At 56.8% G+C, this 21,399-nt stretch carries 20 protein-coding genes, 1 tRNA gene and 2 pseudogenes; 13 read left to right on the forward strand and 10 right to left on the reverse strand.

What is annotated here, in order from left to right:
• Positions 1-161 precede the first annotated feature (161 nt).
• Positions 162-1,580 carry an aspartate ammonia-lyase gene (locus QZ862_RS01270; RefSeq protein ID WP_296096968.1) on the forward strand — a complete coding sequence of 473 codons (1,419 nt, stop codon included), beginning with the start codon at positions 162-164 and terminating at the stop codon, positions 1,578-1,580.
• Between the two features lie 142 nt (positions 1,581-1,722).
• On the opposite strand, the gene QZ862_RS01275 is transcribed toward QZ862_RS01270, so the two are convergent.
• Positions 1,723-2,430 (reverse strand): FadR/GntR family transcriptional regulator, encoded by a 708-nt coding sequence (locus QZ862_RS01275; protein WP_296096969.1) that lies wholly within the window; start codon positions 2,428-2,430, stop codon positions 1,723-1,725.
• A 155-nt stretch (positions 2,431-2,585) separates the two neighbouring features.
• Here QZ862_RS01275 and QZ862_RS01280 point away from each other — a divergent pair.
• Positions 2,586-2,927 (forward strand): annotated as a pseudogene (locus QZ862_RS01280) (two-component system response regulator); the annotation flags it as partial.
• Positions 2,928-3,303: 376 nt separating this feature from the next.
• On the opposite strand, the gene QZ862_RS01285 reads toward QZ862_RS01280, so the two are convergent.
• On the reverse strand, positions 3,304-4,053 hold the full coding sequence (locus QZ862_RS01285; RefSeq protein WP_296096971.1) for an SDR family oxidoreductase: 750 nt from the start codon (positions 4,051-4,053) through the stop codon (positions 3,304-3,306).
• A 27-nt stretch (positions 4,054-4,080) separates the two neighbouring features.
• On the reverse strand, positions 4,081-4,650 hold the full coding sequence (locus QZ862_RS01290; RefSeq protein WP_296096973.1) for a nucleoside 2-deoxyribosyltransferase: 570 nt from the start codon (positions 4,648-4,650) through the stop codon (positions 4,081-4,083).
• A gap of 251 nt (positions 4,651-4,901) precedes the next feature.
• Here QZ862_RS01290 and QZ862_RS01295 point away from each other — a divergent pair, with 251 nt between their 5' ends.
• Complete coding sequence (locus QZ862_RS01295; protein WP_296035771.1) at positions 4,902-5,528, forward strand: ribonuclease D; 627 nt, start codon at positions 4,902-4,904, stop codon at positions 5,526-5,528.
• Positions 5,529-5,756: 228 nt separating this feature from the next.
• Complete coding sequence (locus QZ862_RS01300; protein WP_296096974.1) at positions 5,757-7,352, forward strand: hypothetical protein; 1,596 nt, start codon at positions 5,757-5,759, stop codon at positions 7,350-7,352.
• Between the two features lie 118 nt (positions 7,353-7,470).
• Here QZ862_RS01300 and rpsA read toward each other — a convergent pair whose 3' ends face one another.
• Both rpsA and cmk read right to left on the reverse strand, forming a co-directional pair.
• Positions 7,471-9,171 (reverse strand): 30S ribosomal protein S1, encoded by a 1,701-nt coding sequence (gene rpsA / locus QZ862_RS01305; RefSeq protein ID WP_296017851.1) that lies wholly within the window; start codon positions 9,169-9,171, stop codon positions 7,471-7,473.
• Positions 9,172-9,338: 167 nt separating this feature from the next.
• The gene (gene cmk, locus QZ862_RS01310) at positions 9,339-9,971 is read right to left on the reverse strand and encodes a (d)CMP kinase (RefSeq protein WP_296096976.1); all 633 of its coding nucleotides are present in this window, start codon (positions 9,969-9,971) and stop codon (positions 9,339-9,341) included.
• 226 nt (positions 9,972-10,197) lie between these two features.
• Between cmk and QZ862_RS01315 the strand changes: the two genes are divergently transcribed.
• The 5 genes from QZ862_RS01315 to QZ862_RS01335 all read left to right on the forward strand — a co-directional run bounded on the left by QZ862_RS01315 (position 10,198) and on the right by QZ862_RS01335 (position 14,281).
• Positions 10,198-10,584: a TIGR02300 family protein gene (locus tag QZ862_RS01315; protein WP_296035780.1), complete on the forward strand. Its 387-nt coding sequence runs from the start codon at positions 10,198-10,200 to the stop codon at positions 10,582-10,584.
• Between the two features lie 152 nt (positions 10,585-10,736).
• Positions 10,737-10,812, forward strand: a tRNA-Ala gene (locus QZ862_RS01320).
• Between the two features lie 383 nt (positions 10,813-11,195).
• The gene (locus tag QZ862_RS01325; protein ID WP_296096978.1) at positions 11,196-12,365 is read left to right on the forward strand and encodes an SH3 domain-containing protein; all 1,170 of its coding nucleotides are present in this window, start codon (positions 11,196-11,198) and stop codon (positions 12,363-12,365) included.
• A gap of 447 nt (positions 12,366-12,812) precedes the next feature.
• Positions 12,813-13,673, forward strand: a complete 861-nt coding sequence (locus QZ862_RS01330; protein WP_296096980.1) for a hypothetical protein — start codon at positions 12,813-12,815, stop codon at positions 13,671-13,673.
• Between the two features lie 203 nt (positions 13,674-13,876).
• Complete coding sequence (locus QZ862_RS01335) at positions 13,877-14,281, forward strand: hypothetical protein (RefSeq protein WP_296096982.1); 405 nt, start codon at positions 13,877-13,879, stop codon at positions 14,279-14,281.
• A 160-nt stretch (positions 14,282-14,441) separates the two neighbouring features.
• Here QZ862_RS01335 and QZ862_RS01340 read toward each other — a convergent pair whose 3' ends face one another.
• Complete coding sequence (locus QZ862_RS01340) at positions 14,442-15,239, reverse strand: hypothetical protein (RefSeq protein ID WP_296096985.1); 798 nt, start codon at positions 15,237-15,239, stop codon at positions 14,442-14,444.
• 163 nt (positions 15,240-15,402) lie between these two features.
• Between QZ862_RS01340 and QZ862_RS01345 the strand changes: the two genes are divergently transcribed.
• Positions 15,403-16,038 carry a recombinase family protein gene (locus tag QZ862_RS01345; RefSeq protein WP_296096987.1) on the forward strand — a complete coding sequence of 212 codons (636 nt, stop codon included), beginning with the start codon at positions 15,403-15,405 and terminating at the stop codon, positions 16,036-16,038.
• Positions 16,039-16,072: 34 nt separating this feature from the next.
• Here the strand turns inward: QZ862_RS01345 and QZ862_RS01350 are convergent, their stop codons facing one another.
• From QZ862_RS01350 to QZ862_RS01355, 3 genes and pseudogenes are all read right to left on the reverse strand, one after another.
• Complete coding sequence (locus tag QZ862_RS01350) at positions 16,073-16,996, reverse strand: hypothetical protein (protein WP_296096989.1); 924 nt, start codon at positions 16,994-16,996, stop codon at positions 16,073-16,075.
• A gap of 99 nt (positions 16,997-17,095) precedes the next feature.
• Positions 17,096-17,209: pseudogene (locus QZ862_RS21290) on the reverse strand (hypothetical protein); the annotation flags it as partial.
• Positions 17,210-17,258: 49 nt separating this feature from the next.
• Positions 17,259-18,638, reverse strand: coding sequence for a DUF6538 domain-containing protein (locus QZ862_RS01355; RefSeq protein ID WP_363315892.1), 1,380 nt, complete (start codon positions 18,636-18,638; stop codon positions 17,259-17,261).
• Between the two features lie 239 nt (positions 18,639-18,877).
• On the opposite strand from QZ862_RS01355, the gene QZ862_RS01360 reads away from it, so the two are divergent.
• Complete coding sequence (locus QZ862_RS01360; protein ID WP_296035784.1) at positions 18,878-19,006, forward strand: hypothetical protein; 129 nt, start codon at positions 18,878-18,880, stop codon at positions 19,004-19,006.
• 187 nt (positions 19,007-19,193) lie between these two features.
• The gene (locus tag QZ862_RS01365; RefSeq protein WP_296096993.1) at positions 19,194-19,442 is read left to right on the forward strand and encodes a hypothetical protein; all 249 of its coding nucleotides are present in this window, start codon (positions 19,194-19,196) and stop codon (positions 19,440-19,442) included.
• A gap of 109 nt (positions 19,443-19,551) precedes the next feature.
• Here QZ862_RS01365 and QZ862_RS01370 read toward each other — a convergent pair whose 3' ends face one another.
• Entirely contained in the window at positions 19,552-20,058 is a 507-nt protein-coding gene (locus tag QZ862_RS01370; protein ID WP_296084557.1) for a MarR family transcriptional regulator, read from the reverse strand.
• Positions 20,059-20,582: 524 nt separating this feature from the next.
• On the opposite strand from QZ862_RS01370, the gene QZ862_RS01375 reads away from it, so the two are divergent.
• Positions 20,583-21,368 carry a cyclase family protein gene (locus tag QZ862_RS01375; protein WP_296035793.1) on the forward strand — a complete coding sequence of 262 codons (786 nt, stop codon included), beginning with the start codon at positions 20,583-20,585 and terminating at the stop codon, positions 21,366-21,368.
• Positions 21,369-21,399: the final 31 nt, after the last annotated feature.

Genomic DNA, 21,399 nt, shown 5'->3' on the forward strand with positions numbered 1-21,399 from the left:
AGCCTTTCTGTAAGGCTGCATGACAGATTCACCTCCCATAATTCTCCATTGCAACGCCGTCAACCCTCTCCCCTTGCATTGACCTAGCCTAAGGAGAGCGTTAAACCAAGTAAAATCTGTCTAGCAGCTTTACAGATTATCGGATCGACATGGAGGATGATATGATCACGATGCGTCAGGAGCGCGATCTTTTAGGCACGAAAGACATTCCAGCCGACGCCTATTGGGGCGTGCATACATCGCGCGCCGCAGAAAACTTTCAGATAAGCGGAACGACGATCAGCCGGTATCCCTACCTCATTCGCGGCCTGACTTTCGTGAAGGAGGCGGCGGCGCTGGCAAACCATGAACTGGGCCTTCTGGATAGCGAGCGGCTGGATGCAATTATGAAAGCATGCCGTGAAATCCGCGACGGCGCACTTCATGATCAGTTCATTGTCGATGTCATCCAGGGCGGAGCCGGAACCTCCACCAACATGAACGCTAACGAAGTGATCGCCAACCGCGCTCTCGAAATTCTGGGCTCGGAAAAAGGCGATTACAATCGTCTCCATCCAAACGACCACGTCAATCTCAGCCAGTCTACCAATGACGCCTATCCGACGGCCATCAATATTGCCTTGATCGAGTCGATCGACGAGCTGGCAGCCTCCATGCTCGTTCTCCAGCAAGCCTTCGATGCGAAGGCCCGCGAGTTCGAAGGCGTTCTGAAGGTCGGGCGAACACAGTTGCAGGACGCGGTCCCGATGACGCTCGGCCAGGAGTTCCGGACCTTCGCTGTGATGCTCGGCGAGGATCGCGCACGCTTGATTGAATCCGCGGCACTGCTTCATGAAATCAACCTCGGCGCCACGGCAATCGGCACTGGCCTCAACGCACCGGCAGGTTACGCCACGATTGCATGCAAACATCTGGTGCGTCTGACTGGACGGCCGCTTGTGACTGCGAGCGATCTGATCGAAGCCACGCAAGATCCAGGCGCCTTCGTCCATCTATCCGGCGTCTTGAAGCGGGTGGCCGTCAAGCTCTCCAAGACCTGCAACGATCTGCGGCTCCTTTCCTCCGGGCCTCGTGCGGGTATCGGCGAAATCAACCTACCCCCGGTTCAGGCCGGATCAAGCATCATGCCCGGCAAGGTCAACCCTGTCATCCCGGAGGTCGTCAACCAGGTCGCTTTCGTGGTGATCGGCAACGACATAACGGTCACAATGGCAGCCGAAGGAGGTCAGCTTCAATTGAACGCCTTCGAACCGGTGATCGTGCGAGCACTTTGCGAAAGCATTGCGCAACTCGGCGCCGCCTGCCGGACGCTGGCCGAACGCTGCGTTGTCGGCATCACCGCCAATGTCGAGATCATGGCGCGCCGATTGGAGGAATCGATCGGCATTGCCACGGCGCTGAACCCGTTGATCGGCTATTACGCCGCAACCGAGGTGGCACGCGAAGCGCTCGCAAGCGGGCGAACCGTGCCGCAGGTGGTGCTGGAAAAGGGTTACATGAGCGCCGAGCAGTTGATCGAGGCGTTGCGACCTGAGCTACTTGCCAATATCGCAGCACCGATCGTGCAGCCCGCCGCCTAACGAATGTCCGAGCCACAGCGAAACGCGATAAATCGGAGAGCCAAGTTGCAAAAGCTAATCTGAAAAATCGCGACCTTCCATCAGCCAGGCAAAACAGGCTGGAGGACGAGGACAGTCCTACAGCACGATTCCAACACCAGTCCTACCTGCCATCCTCGCCCATGATCGAGGTCACGGCCTGCTTCACTTTGCTAAGATGTGTTTCCATCGCCTGACGCGCGCCGTCTTCCGAGCCCGCCTCGATCGCTTCGGCAATCTTGCGATGCTCGATATTCGATGCGACGCGGCGATGTGCCATGAGGTTGAGAAGTCCCGATTGCTGGCTGACCGAATCGCGCGCATCCGCAATGACCTTTGCAAACAGGGAATTACCGGATGCCTCTGCAATGGCGCTGTGGAACTCGCAGTCAAGAAGCACCCATTTGGGCAGATCTTCCTGCTGATCCATTTCCGAGCAGAGCTTCATCATTCGCGCGACCTCATCGTCCGTTCGACGAAGTGCAGCCCAGCCTGCAGCAGGAACCTCGATAAAAGGACGGGCCTCCATCAGATCCCGCGCCGAATAGCCGCCGTAACGCAACTCGTGCCGGGGTGAATCGGTCAAAACAAATGTTCCGCTTCCGGTACGCGTCTGCGTCATGCCAAGTGTCTGCAGCGAACGAAGCGCTTCGCGCACGATAGGGCGGCTGACGCCATAGCGCCCCGCAAGATGCGTTTCCGACGGCAGGCGCGTGCCGACCGTCAGCCGGCCCGACACGATGGCCGACCGCAAATCCTCGAACACCGATTCAGCCGCATTCTTGCGATTGACCGGGTTCGCCTCGTAAATCCATTCAGCCCCTGCACTCATGAGAGTAACCTTTCCAAACATCAGATATTTGTCAAGAACCGCGGCTGGGCCGGAATGACCAAGGCCAAATAAACCTGTGCTCAACGGCATTTGCCCAAAATTTAGTCGTGATGAAAAAGATTTCCAATTTTGTTTCGCTGCGTCATTGATGCCGCATGATACTTCGAGACCTGACCAGTCTTGTGATCGATGAAAACGCCATCCGCGCCTCGATTACCGAGGAGGGACTGCGCGAAGCAGGCCATATGCGCGTCACCGTCATTCACGAGGTCAACGGCGTTGCCCGTACCATCGAGACGCTACAGCCGGACGTCATCGTCATCGATCTTGAAAATCCCAACAGCGGTATGATGGAGCATCTGTTCCAACTGACGCGCACCGTCAGCCGGTCGATTGCCATGTTCGTTGACCGATCGGATACGGCATCCATCGAGCCTGTCGTAGAAGCTGGCATCTCCGTCTATATCGTCTATGGGCTGAAGAAAGAGCGCGTCAAGCGTGCCGAGATGGAGTATGGCAGCCGAAGCCTGACTACCGGCAAGGCTGCAACCACGCATGAAAAGATGGTCGCGCTCTAAGCTGTCGGCAGAGAAGAATGTCAGAAGTGTATCTGAAAAAGAAAAAGCCTGCCGCGGGAGGAGGTGCGGCAGGCTTTGAACTTGATTGGCAATTGGGAGGAGGAGTATCGCCAATCCACATCGAAAGACGCTGGGAGGAGGAGTGCGTCGTTTCGATGATCAATATATACTCTCGTCCTCTCGGACTGAAAAGCGCGACGCTCGCAGGGCAGCAATGCAAGCATTGCATAACTGATGTTGCTGTGACGTTTTTTTGATCACTACCGCCTCGCGCCCTGACCTCTTGACGAATAGGTCACGTGTCGCGGTGAACCTGGAACCCTGCGAAAGACTGGTTTACCGGCATCAACTCGATGCTGTTGATGTTGATATGCTTCGGCTGTGACACCACCCAATGAATGGTGTTGGCGATATCTTCCGGCAGGATCGGATTGACGCCCTTATACAGCGTGTCGGACGCCTGCTGATTACCACCGGTGCGCACCAGGGTGAACTCGGTCTCGCACATCCCAGGCTCGATCGACGTAACGCGCACCCCCTTGCCATGCAAGTCCGAGCGAAGGCCAAGCGAAAACTGGCGCAGGAACGCTTTGGTGCCAGCGTAAACATTCCCCCCGGCATATGGCCAGCTTGCGGCGACCGATGAGAGGTTTACGACGATGCCGCGACGCTCGATCAACGTCGGCAACAGGTGGTGGGTGATGTTCAACAGCCCGGTGATATTGGTGTTGACCATCGTGTGCCAGTCCTGAAGCGGCACTTGCGGCGCAGCGGCCGTCCCGAGAGCGAGGCCGGCATTGTTGATCAGCACATCGATTGCGGCAAACTCTTGCGGTAGATCGGCGAAAGCCGAGCGCATCGCTTCCTCATCGGTGATGTCGAATGCCAGGCCATGGAAGGACGATCCGAGTTCGTCTTTCAGAGCTTGAAGGCGCTCGGCGCGACGGCCTGTACCGATCACCTTCCAACCCTCGTTCGCGAAAAGACGCGCGGTGGAAAGGCCGAAGCCGGAGGTCGCGCCGGTGATGAGGATAGTGGCTGTCATATCTGCTCTCCGCTTGATGCAGTTGTTTTAACGAAGCTTCGCCGCAGCAAGCTTCAGGCACTCTTTGAATGCCGTCAAATCGGTGTAGAGTTCGTCAGGCGTCGCGTCTCCGACGATTACGCCGCCGCCGCGGCGCAGGATCGAGCCATGCAGCATGAGATTGTCGATCATGTCGAAATTCTCCACCGAAAGCCCGTCTGGCCCTCTGTAACGCCCGTCATCGGCCAGTTCCACCGCGCCAGCATAATGATCGTGGATGCGATTAAAATGGTTCTTCGCCATGTTCGTATAGGCAAACACTGGCTTACCGAGAGCACACATGAAGCCGAGTTCGAAGCTCGTGCCAACATCGGCGGCGATCCCCCGAAAAGGCGTCAGATTGGCAATGATAGCGTCGGCCTCCAGCATCATATGCTCATCGATAGCGTTGATGTTGCAGCCGTGGCCTGTCTTGGTATCTGCCGGTGGAATTTCGAGGTCGCCAGGAGATAGGGGCGTGAAGCCAGCTTCGCGAGCGAGCTTTGCCTTCGCCTCCAGCATTTCGCGAGCATTGGAGAGAAAGACCTCAGGTCCGGCGAGGTAGATTTTCTTGGTCATGGATGAAGAGATTTCGTGATTGGCAGGAGTATGGCAGCAACCTAGACCGCGACCGGCTGATGAGGCAAGAGCTTCAAGGCCGAAAGCGGTATCGCCAGCAACCACGATGCGCTATAGAGCGCCGTGCATCCTCTGGACGCGCAAAGTATGCTTTGTATTCTTCAAGTCTACGCCTAGGTTCGAAAATCGGGTTCGGTTTTTTGGGCCGATGCTGTAGCCGAAACCGTAAAGCGCGTAATTCGGAGTACCAAATGGCTGCCAAGATCCGTTATCACGAAGGCGATATTTCTGCGAGCGATGCCGCGCGCTATACAGGCGCAATCGCCGTCGATACGGAAACGCTCGGTTTGGTACCGCGCCGCGACAGGCTGTGTGTCGTGCAGCTTTCGCCAGGTGACGGCACGGCGGACGTGGTGCGGATCGCGGCGGGACAAAAAGAGGCACCAAACCTCGTCGCCATGCTGGAGGATCCAAGCCGCGAGAAGATTTTCCATTATGGGCGCTTCGATATAGCCGTCCTCTTCTACACGTTCAACGTGACGACGACGCCCGTCTTCTGCACCAAAATAGCCTCAAGGCTTTGCCGCACCTATACGGACCGGCACGGGTTGAAGGACAATCTGAAAGAGATGCTGGAGATCGACATCTCCAAGGCACAGCAATCGTCAGACTGGGCCGCCGACACACTCTCCCCGGCGCAGCTCGAATATGCCGCATCCGACGTTCTTCACCTGCATGCACTTCGCGATAAGCTCACCCACCGGCTGATACGCGACGGACGCTACGATCACGCCACTGCGTGCTTCGCCTTCCTGCCCACGCGCGCCAAGCTCGACCTTCTCGGTTGGGACGATACCGACATCTTCGCCCATAGCTGAAGACGTCGATGAGTGCCGGGGTCCGCACTTATGGTTAGCGGTCGATTAATATTTTGTCGTCATGATTGGTCGTAGTGATTCCCTTCGCTCGCCTTGATGCGGTCGACTGAGGAGATCATATCCTGGCGGTGCGGATGAGGAGCAAAGGCTCGCGCGCACCCTTGAGCATCAAAGCTGCGACGCGATGACAGCGGATCAACGCGCTTCGGACAGAAGAAAGAGCGTGCCATGCTGCCGCCTGTCAGTGCCGTCACAGCAGGAGAGCTTTCCCCGCAGACCCCGGGGCAAAAGCCGGATGCGGTCGCGTCGCCGGCCAACCAGCCGACCACCCCACAAGCCATCTCCGACACCTCTCCTAATATCCCCGTCGTCGCTGCCCGCGCAATCTCCGGGGAAGCCGAGCTTCACCGCACCGGAACCGTGCTCGCAGAAGTTCTGGGTTCGCTTCTGGGAATGGAGCGTCTGGAAGGAGAAGACGCAGGAGCCTATGTGAACCGTCTCACCTCGGCCCTTCAATCTCTGCCGATAGCGCAGAGAGCGACACTCGAACAGCAACTGGGAACGCTGCTGAAGGGCATGACCATTGCGCTAATGCTCGACATTCTGAAGAACAACGCAGGGCCGAATGCTGCCAGGTTGGCCGCGATGCTGGAACTTGCCCGTGTCGGCCAGTCCGAGGACGGCGTGAAGGTGGCGCTGCCGCCCTATCTTCAGGATCTCCTCCCGGATAGCCCTTCCCTTAATCTTCGACCGGTCAACGGGCCGCCGCCCGCAACACTTCTATCTCGACTGCCACTCCCCGTTGGTGAAAACGATTCTCTGACACGTAAACCCGCGACCATCTCTCCGGCGCCGCCTGCAGAACAGGCGGACGCCCAGCCAGCGTCAAACACCGCTTCGCCCGCAACGCAGGCTTTTGCGAAAGCGACCACGCAGACACCGCTCCCCTCTCAAATAACCGCTCAGAACGCGGACGCTGCACTCAGCACGCCTCAAGCGTTGCCTCCTGAACAGTGCGCTCAGTCTTCTCCGCAGCCCGCACCATCAAGCAAGGCCGGTCTTTTGACCTTGCCTCCGCAGAGCGCAGACGTGCCGATGATCACGCAGGATGGTGCTGCGGATCATGCCCCGCTTACCCCGTTCCTGAAGACAGATGCCGCGACGATTGCGAGGCAGTTTCGCGGCGCGAGCCCACAGGACATGGAGACATTGTTGCTGGCCGTGCTGCTCGGCAGACTGCCCGAGCGCGCCGATCCGCTGCCAAGCACATTTTCCGCGCCGCCTATCGTGCCACATGAAGAAACCTCGGATGCTGAGGCTCCGAAGACGCAGCAATTCCTGACGTCTGGGCAGACGCAAGGCCATTCAACTGGCGCTGCAAATGAAGAGAGCCCGGCAGCGATGCTTCGCCCGGAAGCGCGGGCCGCTGCGAGCGCCTTAGCTACAGCCGACGGAAAGAGCCTCGCCTTCGAGCAGGCCGCGCTCCAATCCGCGGTTGCCTCGCTGATTACCAAGCCGGGCACACCGCTTCCTTTCGTCAACTACCCGATCGAGGAGCAGAAGCGCGACGAGGACGCACCGCCCCGCGGTCGCTGGCCTTCCTCTGATGGTGAGGGCGAAGGAGGGGCTGAAGAAGAGGCTGGGCAGCACCATCCGGACCAGAACGACGCACAGCAGAATCATCCAGACGAGCCACTCGAAGAGGAAGAGCGCGTCGCCGCCAATGATGAGCCGGTCGATCATTCGGTTTCCGAAGGTGCGCGAGAAGATGGCCGGGTGGGTGATGCTGAGTCTTATTACTTGCGAATGGGCAACTTCACCTAACCTACCGTCCCGTGTGTCCACGAGACCGCGAACTTACACGAATCCCAGGTCTGAAAAACAACAACAAAAAACCCGCCGGATCGCTCCGGCGGGCTCTTCATGTCTCATAGGCTGACGATTACTCGCCGCGGTTCTTCAGAGCCGCGCCAAGGATATCGCCGAGCGAAGCGCCGGAGTCTGACGAACCGAACTGAGCGACGGCTTCCTTCTCTTCTGCGATTTCCAGAGCCTTGATCGAAAGCATGACCTTGCGATCCTTCTTGGAGAAGTTGACGACGCGGGCGTCGAGAACCTGACCAACCGAGAAACGCTCCGGACGCTGATCGTCACGATCGCGTGCCAGGTCGTTGCGGCGGATGAAGGAGGTGATGTCTTCGTGGTTGACGAGCTTCACTTCGATGCCGCCTTCGTTAACGCCGATAACTTCAGCGGAAACGACAGCGTTCTTGCGCAGTTCGCCAGACGTTGCGGCTTCACCCACAGCGTCCTTGCCGAGCTGCTTGATACCGAGAGAGATACGCTCCTTCTCGACGTCAACGTCCAGAACGACAGCCTTGACGACATCGCCCTTGTTGAACTCTTCGATGACCTGCTCGCCCGGACGGTTCCAGTCGAGATCCGACAGGTGAACCATGCCGTCGACATCGCCTTCGAGGCCAATGAACAGGCCGAATTCGGTCTTGTTCTTGACTTCGCCTTCGACTTCAGTGCCGGCCGGATGGCTGTAGGCAAATGCCTGCCATGGATTTTCCAGCGTCTGCTTGAGGCCGAGCGAGATACGGCGCTTGGACGGATCGACTTCGAGAACGACAACGTCGACTTCCTGGCTCGTGGACAGGATCTTGCCGGGATGTACGTTCTTCTTGGTCCAAGACATTTCGGAAATGTGGATCAGGCCTTCGATGCCCGGCTCCAGCTCGACGAATGCACCGTAGTCGGTGATGTTCGTGACCGTACCGGAGATCTTCTTGCCAACCGGGTACTTGGCGGAGATGCCATCCCACGGATCGGACTCGAGCTGCTTCATGCCGAGCGAGATACGGTGGGTTTCCTGGTTGATGCGGATGATCTGAACCTTGACCTGCTGGCCAATGTTGAGGATTTCCGAAGGATGGTTGACGCGGCGCCATGCCATGTCGGTGACGTGCAGCAGGCCGTCGATGCCGCCGAGGTCAACGAACGCACCGTAATCGGTGATGTTCTTGACGACGCCGTCAACAACCTGGCCTTCTTCGAGGTTCTGAACGATTTCAGAACGCTGCTCGGCGCGGGACTCTTCGAGAACCGTACGGCGCGAAACGACGATGTTGCCGCGACGCTTGTCCATCTTGAGGATTTCGAAGGGCTGCGGGTTGTGCATCAGAGGCGTTACGTCGCGGATCGGACGAATGTCGACCTGCGAACGCGGAAGGAAGGCAACAGCGCCGTCGAGATCGACCGTGAAGCCGCCCTTGACCTGGTTGAAGATAACGCCTTCAACGCGCTCGCCAGCTTCGAACTTGGCTTCGAGCTTGACCCAGCTCTCTTCGCGGCGAGCCTTCTCGCGCGACAGAACGGCTTCGCCCAGAGCGTTTTCGATGCGCTCGACATAAACTTCGACTTCGTCGCCGACTTTCAGCGTGCCGTCCTTGGACTTGGCACCGAATTCCTTGAGCGGAACGCGGCCTTCGACCTTGAGGCCAACGTCAACAATCGCGACATCCTTTTCGATGGCCGTTACGATGCCCTTGGCAACATAGCCTTCGGCCAGGTCGTTGGAAGCAAAGGACTCTTCGAGCAGGGCTGCGAAATCGTCGCGCGTGGGGGTAGCTACAGACATTAAATCTCCTGAAGTGTCCGATTATTACAGGACACACAAGCGCCGGGGGTTTGCGTTGATCATTCCCAAAATCCATGCCCGCCTTGTCGTGCAAGGCTTTCCGGCGCAGGGCTTGCTTTCGGGACATTCCAGAACGGAAATCGGACATGCCGATTCCCGTACAATTCTTATTTCTTCATCGCGGCATCGATAATCGCCTTTGCCGCTTGAAACGCCGCCTCTATACTCATTTCCGACGTATCAAGCAAGTGCGCGTCTTGCGCTGGTTTCAAAGGACTATCAGCCCGGCCCATATCCCGCTCGTCACGTTTCTTCACATCTGCGAAAATCGCCTCGTAATCGGCAGCACCGCCGCTCGCGACAATCTCGTCATAACGACGTCTTGCCCTGATTTCGGGAGAAGCCGTCACATAAAGCTTCACCGGCACATCCGGGCAGACGACGGTGCCTATATCGCGTCCGTCCAGTACCGTACCCGGCTCGCGCAGCGAAAATGCGCGCTGCGCCGTTACCAGTGCGCGCCGCACGGCGGGCATGACCGCAATCTTCGAGGCCGCCTCCCCTACCTCATGGCGTGACAGAACAGAGCGGTCTAGCCCGGCCAGATCGAGATGGAGCGCGGTCTCTTCCGCAATCGCTTCGTCATCTAGAGGCTTGCCGGCATCGAGCAGCGCCTTGGCCGTGGCGCGATAGGTCAGGCCTGTGTCGAGGTGATGAAAGCCGTAAACCTCGGCAATCTTGCGCGAAAGCGTACCCTTGCCTGCCGCTGCCGGGCCATCGATGGCGATCGTAAAAGTCATGGGGGTAAACTCTCGAATGGACGTTTGCCTAAGGCGCGGACTTTATCATAAAGAATGGGAGCATTCACCCCGCAAGCAGCCGAAAACTTCCACCCTCGCAATCCCATGCAGTTTATCTTTGACAGGCACCACGCCAAGGATTAAGGGGACCGGCTATAAATTTACCGTCTACTGCCGAATTCACGGCGTTAAGACCGAACTCATTCAAAAATTCGAGGCTTTGACAGTGGCAAAAGCGGAACTTGGAACCAAGCGCACCGACCCGGATACCGGCAAGAAATTCTACGACTTAAACCGCGATCCGGTTGTCTCCCCTTACACCGGCAAGTCCTGGCCGCTTTCCTTCTTCGAGGAAACGACGGCGCAAGCCAAGATGGAGCAGGCTGAGGAAGACGACGTTCAAGAAGTCGATACCGAAAGCACGGACGTCGAACTCGTCTCGCTGGAAGACGCCGATGGCGACAACAACAACGACGAAGTTCCCGATGATATCGGCGATGACGATGTCGAGCTGGACGATGACGACGACACCTTCCTCGAAGCCGATGAAGATGACGACGATGACGACGTCTCCGGCATTATCGGTGTCGGCGGCGACGACGAAGAAGCCTGATTTTCCAAAGTTTTTTCGCCCGGTTACAAAAAAATGTCACCGGGCGAATTTTTCGGCTTGCCATCTTCATTCATGAGAAGTATCAAGCCGCCACCGAACGGAAACAACCGCTTCGGTTCCCGGAACCGGATCAATCATACCGGAACCCTTATGGGGCTATAGCTCAGCTGGGAGAGCGCTTGCATGGCATGCAAGAGGTCAGCGGTTCGATCCCGCTTAGCTCCACCAATTCCTTGCGTGTTTTGATTTATGTTTACAAAACAGCGACTTGTAGAGGTCGGTGATTTTCATTCTGACCAACCATTCTGACCAATGCTAGCAGTAGGTCTTGATGTTTGAATTGCGTGGCCGGTTCAACGCGCCACCTCGACATGGCGCGAAGGAAATCATAGCGTCGCGCCTTCAACTAACGAAGGCTGCTTGCTCCGGTGCTCCCGGTACCGAGAGTACCGATAGGTGCTGCACCCATTTCTGAGGGGTTTGCGGTACCTTTCAAGTGCCAACTGGTTGCCCACTGCCACCGCGTCCTTGGTGTGGGTAGAGCGGTCTTCGCCTCTAGCTGCACACTCAGATTCGGTTATAATCAAATCGCAACGGGATGGGGCACTTCGATGTTTGTAAAGCGTTTTTTGGCGGCGACGGCAGCTACTGTCGGCTTTTTCATTGCAGGGCACGCTTCAGCTTTGACTTTTTCAGTGGAGCCGCTCGACAACTCAAAGGCAGCCATACTTGTCTCGGGTGTCTTCGAGCCGACCCAAGACCTCAGCGAGTTCGTATTGCTTGCCAAAACTCTAGGCGGGAAGTTCGGCATCGTTGTGTTCAATTCCCCAGGTGGTAATCCATCGAAAGCGATTGAGATGGGCCGCCTAATTCGGTTACTGCGTCTTTCCACTTTTCAGTTCAGGGGGATGGAGTGCTCCTCGGCCTGCGCCCTGGCATTTATGGGAGGCATCACACGGGCAGCGGAAACCGGCTCGATAGGCGTCCACAAGTCGTCATTCTCAGAAGGAACCGCGATCTCAGTTGATGATGCTGTCTCCTACATTCAGCATCAGACCGCACAGACTATAAGTTACATGACGGAGATGGGCATTGACCCTGGCCTCCTGCAACTTTCATTTAGCTATGAAAAAGACGACATGCGCTATCTCTCGAAGAGCGAGATGGCGCAATACAAACTTACAAACTTGGATTTGGATACAAGCTCACCTTCTGTTCAAGCGTCCGCACCGAGTACGCCACCTACGGGAACCGAGGCAAGAGCGCTCCCAGACTACCGCATTGCCAGCGATGACCAACGGTTTCAAATTCCGTTGGCTCAAACAGGGGCGTTGCGTGTCCCGAAAGGGAAAGAGTACCTGCGGCAAGCGGAAGACCAAAAGTCTGAGAAGCTGTTGCCGCTGAAGAATGGGCAACGGGTTGAAATCGTCTCGGTAGGTGAGCGGTGGTATCGAGTGAGGGTGAAAGGGAAGGAAGGATATTTGCACCACAACTGGGTGAGGGTTGACCAGTTCCTAGATCAGCCCTTCGAAAACCGATTCATTCAAATTCGGAGCTTTGACAATTACTCCGATGCGGCGGCTTATGTGCAAAGCTCGGACTTACCCGTCACCGCGTATTTGGCCACCAACAAGTGGTATGCCGTGGCACTCACTCGAACGCTGCCGCCGAAGAGCGCTATCGAGCTGTTGAATGGGTTGAAAGCGCAGGGGGCGGTTCCCGACGATGCTTTTATGACAGTCGGGAACACATACGTTCGCAGTGTTTGCTGTTCCAACTAGCTCCAAGCGAGCAAATAGGGGTCTAGCAGTTGCCTGTGATCTTGTATGCGTGGTGCTCCTCGGTGCCTAACCAGGCTCCTTCACTGGGTCCTTTTTGTCCGCTGACTTTTCCTCAGCTTGGTGCGTGTTCGGCCTCGTGGGCGGCAGTCTTGCGCGTATCGTGTTCATCGGTTCCCGGCATGGCGACTGACGACCACCAATTGCCCCTGCTTTATGGATAGTAGGCGTTTGTCAGTTCGCTTGCCCACCTCCCGCACAGCCATTCATGGCGACCCGACCCTGGGGAGTGCGGCGTGACGAGTATTCGTCACATCACCCTCATCGTTGGTCCTTCTTGCGATCTCCTCGTTCCTTCGTGGTTCGGGGAGATCGTCTTTTGGGACAACGGCGAGGGCGGGAGGCATCCAATAACGACAACCAACCACCAACGAAATGAGGACAATCCGCATGCACGGACAACTCGACCCCGAGACCTTCGTCCATGACCTGAAGCCAGCCTATGAGGCATTGGCAGCGATGAAGGCGCGAAATGAAGACGACCCCGAGGAACCGCCTCGATTGCCGATAAAGGCAGTGGAGATGGTGCCGAACGTGTTTCAGGTTCGCGGGCTGTTGATCGATGAGAGCCACGTAAGGGCGCTGCTCGACGTTCTGGATCGTGGTGGAGACCTCGACCCGATCACCGTCTGGCGTTGCGGCCAGCATGCATTGCTGGTCGACGGCCATCATCGGCTTGAAGCCTATCGCCGCTTCGAGGTGAAGGCGAAGCAACTGGTCAGCATCCCGGTCCACTGGTTCCACGGCTCGGCCAAGGAGGCGATGACTGAAGCAGCGTCCAGCAACGTCAAGGCGCGGCTCCAGATGACCCCAGAGCAACGCTACGAGTTGGCGTGGCGTTGGACGCTTTTCGGTGAGTGGTCAAAGAAGGAGATCGCCGAACGGACCGGTGTCGGCACAAGCACCATAGCCAACATGCGCAAAGTCATCAGCGCCTTGGGGTCGGAATACCTTGAAGACGTTACCTGGAAGAAGGCGTTCCGAGAGTTCAATGGGAAGCAGATCACAATGGATGACGATCAGATCGAGGAAATGGTCGAACAACAGGTCATCTCTTACGCATCAAGGATGGCCAAGGAGTTCTCCACGAAGCTGGCTCATAACCCAACCATTGCGGCTCGTACGCTGGACCGCTACTTCGGCGCAAAAGGGCCAGACGTGCTTTACCTTTGGGCAGAGGAACTGGGGCTGACTGTGACGGGTGATCGTGATCTCGACGAGGAGGATGACCTTCCTCCGTGTCCGTTCTGACACCAGCCTGTACATCCCTTACACTGTACAATTTGTACAGCCGAGCCTTCGGCAACGCCCGAAGTTTCTGAGACGCGACTGCTTTCACCTCCGCCTTCGTCGGATGACAGCGTCGACAACCACCGAGCGGCCTACGCCGTCAACAACTTACCTATCATCATCAACGAACCTGCCTGAGTAACCCTCGGCAAGAAGGACCAACTATGATCGAGACCATTATTCAGAACACCAAGACTATCATTTTCATGTCTAGCGAAGACAAGGCTGCGAGCCTGCGCTTTAGCGAACTTGACGGTCGCATCTATGTCGCCATCGTTGATCTCTGGGCACAATTGGACACGCGTGGCGCAGACATGGACAAGTCTATTTACACCCTGGACGACGCAGCGAGCGTGTTCACCGACACTGGAGAGACGCACGTAATCGGAGAGGAGGGCTTTAGTGGCTGTTCCTCGGAATGCAAAACCAGCTACTTGTCCCGAGAAGCGGCTACGTTGCTGACCCGAATGTATCTTCCCCGCCTGGATAGCCCGCTAGCCAAAAATAATGGGAGAGACGAAATCGGTCGGGTGTTCGAACAAGTCGCATTGAGCTTTGCTGCTAAGTAGCTGTGAGGCCCCATACGTTGCGACGTATTGGCCGTGGAAGGCATTCTCGGTCGGGTGGTTCCACGGCCGGAGCGCCCCAAATATTTGTCGAGAAAATTTCTAACCCCAGATTAGATAAGTGGAACCCCCGATGTCCCCCGGTGCCCCCTCGCTGGGAGCATCATACTAGCAGTTTCTCCATCATCATGTCGGGAACCACAGCGAACTCGCCGCCTATCCAACATCCATTCTTGCGCAAGGCTTCGAGGTGTTGTCCTTCCAATTCCCATGCCGCCCGAGCAGCATCGAATTTACGGGTTCGCATAGCTGCCCATCGGACCTTGGAACCTGGTGGGAAGCCTGCGTTCAACTCGGCAATACGACGCTCAATGTTTCCCGACATGCCAATTTTGATGACACTGTGATCAGGCGGCAGATCGACAAGCGCATCTACCGGGCCTTCTAGGCGAAGTAGATAGACGTACGTTTCGCCGCTCGGGCGCACGACAATTGCCTCACCCGAAACAGGCGGAGGGCCTCGCCGCCACGTTGGTGAAGACTGGGGTACCGCGAGTGCCACGGCTGGCTCATTCCGCTCAAAGCTCCACGTCACCTGGACGGGTGTGTCTTCAGTGGCTGCAATTGCTGTACCTAGACCCGCATAAGTGAAGGGTGAACGATCAGCCCCTCGCCAGAAGACGTGGACATCAATGGCGTTGGATATAAAGCGGTCAATCTGAGGCTGCCCACGTCTGGCGTTTGTCTTGCCAAACCAGACCAGGTTCTTGCCCTCCCACCTGTTGCCGTAGTCGTGCCCGGTGCGTCCCGCTACTCCTACGTTGGCAAAGATGAATGCCCGCCCGTTCCATTCGTCGTAGCCGGTATCCCAAGCCCCTCCACGCCGCTCGACAGGCATATCGATCTGAGTAGCCACCTCCTCCCTAGTGTACTGCTTTCCAACCTTGAAGACCTCAACCATGCCGCCCCTCCTGACCAAGGGCAACTTCTACCATGCCACCTGTCCGTTTGGGTATACCTCAGCGGACACTCTCAAACCGCGCTCCCGTCTGTCCCTTAGGGTTGACATACTGCTTACGGACATGCATCTATATGGACGCTACCCTATCGGACAGGAATTCGAAATGGCAACGTTCCTCTATGCCCGCGTCTCAACAACCGAACAGTCTCTTGATCACCAGCGAGCGCAAGCCGAGAAGGCCGGCTTCACCTTCGACCACGTGATTGCCGACCATGGCGTGTCGGGTGTCTCTGTCCTGATGAAGGATCGTCCAGAAGGAAGACGCCTATTCGACATGCTCCGGGATGGTGACGTGCTGGTCGTCCGCTGGATAGATCGCCTTGGCCGAAACTACGCTGATGTGACAGACACGATCCGCGAGTTCATCCGCCGGGGTGTGGTCATCCGCACGATCATCAACAACATGATCTTTGACGGCTCCACGACAGACCCCGTTCAAATGGCCGTCAGAGACTCACTGATCGCCTTCATGGCCGCGACAGCACAGGCACAAGCCGAGGCCACGAAGGAAGCTCAGCGGGTCGCTATTGCCCAACTGAAGTCCAAAGACGATGGCAGCTACAAGGGGCGCAAGCCAAGCTACACCCGCGACCAGTTCTCTCAGGTAGTGGACATGGAGAGCAAAGGAGCGCCTGTCTCCGAGATCGCTAAGGCCACCGGCCTGTCACGCCAGACGATCTACCGCATAAAGGAAGACCCGGCAGCGGCTGAGAAGACATTGGCATTGTGGGGCGCATGACCACGAGGGGGAGAGATAATGTGTTTTGCACGGATCATGGAGTCGGGGCTTGCGTCACTCTACCGCCCTTGGCCGACTTCTGCTGCAATCGCTGCCTGAACGCAGAGGCGTAGTAGCCACTCGCCTCATCCTGTATCCGCTGGAATTCAGCATTCATGAGCTGGGTCCCATCGATGATCTTCGATACGCGCGGCTGCTGCAAGCGAGGGATCGTGACGCCCAATTCGGTCTCGCAATCTCGAGCTGAATTGTTGGTCGCCACCTCGAAAAACTCTTCGCTCTCAAAGTTGAAGGTCAGTCGGTTGGTTCGGCATCGGTTCACCGTGAAGGGCGTTGCGTCGATCTGCTTTCCTTCCCACCTCGTGATCTTGTAAAACTCATCGGCAACCTCCATCACGCTGTACGTCTGTGCCCATGAATTCCGGTCCGGCAACGTGAGCGCGACCTGATTGTAGCTGCAGTACCCTTCGGCCTTGTGGCACTTCACTGTGACGTAGTTGACTGGATACGCAATCTTCTCATCGATGATTTGAACAGTACCGCGCAAAGCTGCGTAGTTCTCGTTTATGGAATGCGAGTAGCCGTACGAGAAAAAGTTGACGGGCTGCAACTTGATCCGCTCGGATCGATAGCTCAACTCGTTGATCTGACCAACCGTCAGGTCGCCTGTCACTACTTGTCCCAAGTCAGTCTGAAATGCTCGCTTAGCTCCTTCGAAGTCGGCCAAGCCATCATACAAGAGCGAGTTAAGCTGCGCCTGGAGAACATCGGAACCGAACTCTGATAGCGCCAAGTTCGTAGCCATGAGGTAAGCCATTGGAACCGACTGCTTTCTCTCGTCTTCGCTCATGCTGGCGATCTGAGCAGGGAGAAAGTCTCTGAACTTCAGCAGCGCAGCGTCATCTGCGAATACGCCCCCCGGCCAGCTCAGCACCAGCGCACAAAGCCACTTCCTCATCTCTCCCCCTGCCCAAACTACCCTTGCCAGCTTTAGGCACAGCCTATGGCAGCCTCGCAGTTTAGTCCATCAGTTGTGGTATGCGCTTGCTTGGCTGTTCTAGGTTCCACTCGCACTCGCTGCCTTGTGAAGGCTACTATGGCAGTTTGTGCAACACGCGATCACGTTGTCGATAGGGGTCCAGCCCCGCTTTGCAGGAGGCTGCACACGATGGCTCTCAAGGTATAATAATCCGTCATTCTTCTCGAATGGCGGATCGACACTACAGCTTCACAGACTGCACCTCAGCCGCAGCTTCCGTTGGCTCCGGCAGCCTGACCGCCTCAACGCAGGCCTTCATCTGGGCCGCCGAAGCACCGGTCGTATAGACGCCAAAGGTGATGTCCTTCTTCTTGTTGGCCTTGTGTCCGATCACATCCCTGATCGTCTCAGCCGGTTGATCTGCATGGCGGGCTTGGGTCGTGAACCACTTGCGGGCCGAGTGGAAGTTTACGAGGCTTCGTCTTTTGCCGGGCGGGAGTTCATGGACCCCCAGCTTCTTACGGAACGGGTTGAACCGCTTGCCGAAGGTGTCACCGGGATCACGCAGGTCGGCCACTTCATGGAAGAACCAATCCTTGGGTTGCTTGCCTTCGGTGCGGCGCTGAACGATTTCGGCAAGGGCTGGGTGGATTGGCACCTTGCGAGCGGCGGCTTCTGTCTTGCCCTGCTGGATGTCGAAAACCCCGTCATGGACCTCTTCGACCCATAGCGTCAGTATCTCCGCTTGCCGCATTCCCGATAAGCAAGAGATCGTCAGCGCATCTCGTAAGAGCGGCTCCCAATCGGGGTCCATGTTGCTGGGATAAGGCGCATATAGCAGCCGCTTCAGTTCGTCCTCTGTGTAGGGCCGCTCATCGTCACCGTCCCCCCGTTCAACGCGGCGTTTCTTGCTGGCACCCAGCTGACCCTGCCACGGGTTGTCCTTCAACTCGCCGGGGACGTGTCCGCGTACTAGGAGGTAATCCCAATATCCGCGAAGCCCGGTCATGTGTTTCTTTGCCGTGCTACGGTCCATCGGCTCGATAACTTCGGTGACATAGCGGCCAGCGTTCTTGCGGGTGATGTCAGGTAGCCTGAACTTCTCGGCAAAGCACCATCGGGCAAAACGGTTGAGAACGCCCCGTCGTTCAGCGGTGGTCTTTGGGGCTAGCTTGATGAAGCTCAGATATGCATCGAAGTGGTGGTCAATGGGATTGTCACCCGCGAAGGCGCGGACGAAACGTTCTCGGGCCTTCTCCTTCAGTGCATCCTGTTCGGCCTCAGCGGCCCATACGAGGTCCTGCAACGCCTCGCTATCGCGGCCTTGCTGAGTGGCTGCCAGAGCTTCCCGATAAAGCTGTCCTCGCTGCTCAGCTAGCTCTTCAGCCGAGCTGACCACCTCCCCCGCCTTCACGCGAGCGAAAAGCGTTCGAACCTCCCGCTCAAGGATGTCGCGCTGGGCCATAGCTTGTTTGATGTCGCCGGTGTTCAGGCTTTGCATGTACATCGTCTTGCCATGGAAGTGTTCGCGACAGGCGGCAGGAACCGCCATACGAAACCACCAAGTCTGCCCCCTTAGATCCAGCAACCGCTTGGACCCTTTGCTGCTCTTTCCCGCCATTCTGACCAATCATTCTGACCAACTTCACGCGCTGTTTAGCAAGGAAAAACAGTATTTTCAACGGCGTTATGTCCTAAATCGTCGATCCCGCTTAGCTCCACCAAATTCTCAGCAATGCATTTCGATCCCATTAGATAGAGTACGCCTCATTTGGCACAACTGTGAGCGCCATCGCTTCGATTTCTCTTGCTATTCAGTCGCAAAGAGCGGCAGTTTCTTCTTTTGAAGAGGAGATTCCAATGGCTAAGGGTCAAGTGAGAAGCAACAAGGAAATCCGCAAACCGAAGAAGGACAAGGCGCCACCGGCTGCGGCTCCTACTTTGGGAGCGAAGGCCGTTGAGGCCAGCAAGCAGAAGAAGCCGCAATAAATCTTCGCTTTCTCTGTCTGCGACGCGGGCCTTCGAGGATCTTGGGGACCCGCTACGCGACCGTGAGTGTAAAGCTGACGATCAATGGAAACCACCGTCTCGCTCCTGGTGCAGTTCCAAATAGAGTCAAATCCCCATTGGGATTGAAGACGAGGTGTGAATGCAGAAAGGGATAATGAAGGGGCGGATGGGTTTCGTCCTCATATTCCTCATTTGCGCAGCGATAGCCTTCATGATTAACCTGCTCAACACCGTAAGCTTGCTTCCCAGTGGCGAGCGGGCGCAGGGAGCGTATCCGGAAAGAACGCAGGCTGAGCAATCTGACTTGAATGAAAGGCTGCGCATAGCGAAAGAAGAGGCGCGCAGGGCTGCCGCCGGAGCCCTTCAGGCCATGGAAGGCAATGCACGCGAACCGACCGCAGAAAAAAAGCAGTAGTCCAATTTGAGGGACCAGCCGGCTCCTCTCGATTTATTCCGTAGTCACCTGGACTATGTCTGACGTCCGGGAGACTGTGACTAACGCGACATCTTACAGGCGCGGAAACTCACTCCTCTTCTCCATCATCCCCCGAAAGATGATTGCGCGTCGACTGCTTCACTTGCCCTACATGTGTAATCAGCCCGGAGATCACGATAGGATCCACGTCAGCCATCATATCCTTCAACCAGCCGTCATGCGCCTTGGCCATCGCATCGAAGGTCTTGCGGCCCTTGTCGGTGAGGTAAGCGACGATGACGCGGCGGTCGTCCGGGAGACGCTCGCGGATGACGAGGCCGTCGGCCTCTAAGCGCTCGACCAAGCCGGTAATGTTGCCGTTTGTCACCATGGTGCGCTTTGAGAGTTCGCCAAGGCGCAGGCCGTCGGTCTCGCGGTAGAGCTGCGAGAGGAGATCGAACTGCGGCAGCGTGGCGCCGAATTCGCGGCGCAGGCGACGGCGGATTTCCTGGGAGATGAGTTTGGTGGTGGACAGCAGGCGAAGCCACAGGCGCAGTTCCTGTTTCTTGCCATCCTGCGTATCGCTTATGATCGCTTCCAGATCGATAGCCGCCATTACCCGTCCCTTGTCTCAAAGTTTGCCGTGGCCTCTGAAGTTCGTGGCCCGCCCTTCAAGTTTCTTGCTTTAACCCATACCCTGGCGGCAAAACCTTTGCCTGCTTTTCCCACGACATGCTCTTATCGGTAGTCTAGAACACCATTCGTGATGCGCGGTCAACATTCTCAAAGCTTCAAGCAATAGTCTGGCGCCGGTCGACGCGGGATTGCCAACCTCAGATTTCTTCAGCTCGGCTGATTTCGTCATGCGTTTGGCCTCCAATATATGCGTGTACAGATTTCTGACTGCTGGAGGTTCTAGCGGATTTCATCGGGCACGGTCTGGCGCGGACGCTATGTCCCTCGCTACATTCACTTTGAGATCATATCGCTGCGCTTAAACCGCCTTTGAAAAACAATTGAAGCTTAAACAAAATTCTTGCATATCCATATTTTTGGTCATAGGTTTTCCCATTATCGCATCTGCTTCTTCAGCAGCGCTGACGAAGCAGGAACAGACGGTTCAAAATAAGGGGAACTTGAATGACCGATGCTTCGATGATTGCAGGACTTGCCAGCGGGTTGCTTTCCGGCAAGGTGAAGGTTGTGGATTTGACGGCGCCGCTTGGGCCGGACACGCCGGTTCTCTATCTGCCGCCGCAGTTCGGCAAGAACACGCCCAATGTGAAGGTCCACACCATTTCCGCCTATGACCAGGATGGCCCTTTCTGGGCTTGGAACTGGCTGGAGCTTGGCGAACATACCGGCACGCATTTCGATGCGCCCTGCCACTGGATTACCGGCAAAGACAATGCCGAAAACACGACAGATACCATTCCCCCGCAGAATTTCGTCGCACCGGTCAACGTCATCGATCGTTCGAAGGAAGCCGCTGAGAACCCGGATTATCTGCTGACGGTCGAAAGCATCCAGCAATGGGAAGCCGAACATGGCGAGATCGAAGCCGGCACCTGGGTTCTGCTGCGCACCGACTGGTATAAGCGCAATGGCTCTACGGAAACCTTCCTGAATGCCGATGAAAATGGCCCCCATTCCCCTGGTCCGACGGCAGAAGCCATCGAATATCTTCTCTCCAAGGGTATTATCGGCTGGGGCCAGGAAACCATCGGCACGGATGCAGGCTCGGCAGGTGGCATGAACCCGCCCTTCCCTGCCCATAATCTGATGCATAAGGCCAACAAGTATGGTCTTGCCAGCCTCTGCCATCTCGACCAGTTGCCGGCCAAGGGCGCAATCCTGATCGCAGCACCGCTGAAGCTGGTCAAGGGAACCGGCTCGCCGGTACGCGCGCTGGCGCTCGTGATCTAGGCCAAAGCCCGCAGCAGTCTCATCTGTCGGT

Origin of the sequence: uncultured Agrobacterium sp., assembly GCA_913777615.1 — a bacterium.
Lineage (GTDB): Bacteria > Pseudomonadota > Alphaproteobacteria > Rhizobiales > Rhizobiaceae > Agrobacterium.